Here is a 928-nt window from a genome sequence, read left to right on the forward strand (position 1 = left end):
CTCGTCACTACGCACACGTAGACTGCCCAGGACACGCCGATTACGTTAAAAACATGATCACTGGTGCTGCTCAGATGGACGGTGGTATCCTAGTTGTTGCTGCAACTGACGGCCCTATGCCTCAGACTCGTGAGCACATCCTACTAGGCCGTCAGGTTGGTATCCCTTACATCATCGTGTTCATGAACAAGTGTGACATGGTTGATGACGAAGAGCTTCTAGAGCTAGTTGAGATGGAAGTTCGTGAACTTCTTTCTGAGTACGAATTCCCAGGTGATGACTGCCCAGTAATCATGGGTTCTGCTCTTGGCGCTCTAAACGGCGAGAAAGAGTGGGAAGACAAGATTGTTGAACTAGCTGAAGCTCTAGATAACTACATCCCAGAGCCAGAGCGTGCAATCGATCTACCATTCATCCTTCCTATCGAAGATGTATTCTCAATCCAGGGCCGTGGTACTGTTGTAACTGGTCGTGTTGAGCAAGGTATCATCACTGTAGGTGACGAAGTAGAAATCATCGGTATCAAAGACACTACTACAACTACTTGTACTGGTGTTGAGATGTTCCGTAAGCTTCTTGACGAAGGCCGTGCTGGTGAGAACGTTGGTGTTCTTCTACGTGGTACTAAGCGTGACGAAGTTGAGCGTGGTCAAGTTCTTGCTAAGCCAGGTTCAATCACTCCACACACTACTTTCACTTCAGAAATCTATGTTCTTTCTAAAGATGAAGGCGGTCGTCACACTCCTTTCTTCAAAGGTTACCGTCCACAGTTCTACTTCCGTACAACTGACGTAACAGGTACTATCGAGCTACCTGAAGGCGTAGAAATGGTAATGCCTGGTGATAACATCTCTATGACTGTTACTCTAATCGCACCTATCGCGATGGACGAAGGTCTACGTTTTGCTATCCGTGAAGGTGGCCGTAC

The 928-nt window shown here is 47.3% G+C and carries 1 protein-coding gene; it reads left to right on the forward strand.

The window, feature by feature from the left end; genetic code table 11:
• Positions 1-928 (forward strand): elongation factor Tu (gene tuf / locus NHN17_RS25845; RefSeq protein ID WP_255045539.1); only part of this gene is annotated, 928 nt, incomplete at both ends.

Origin of the sequence: Photobacterium pectinilyticum, assembly GCF_024357955.1 — a bacterium.
Taxonomy (GTDB): domain Bacteria; phylum Pseudomonadota; class Gammaproteobacteria; order Enterobacterales; family Vibrionaceae; genus Photobacterium; species Photobacterium pectinilyticum.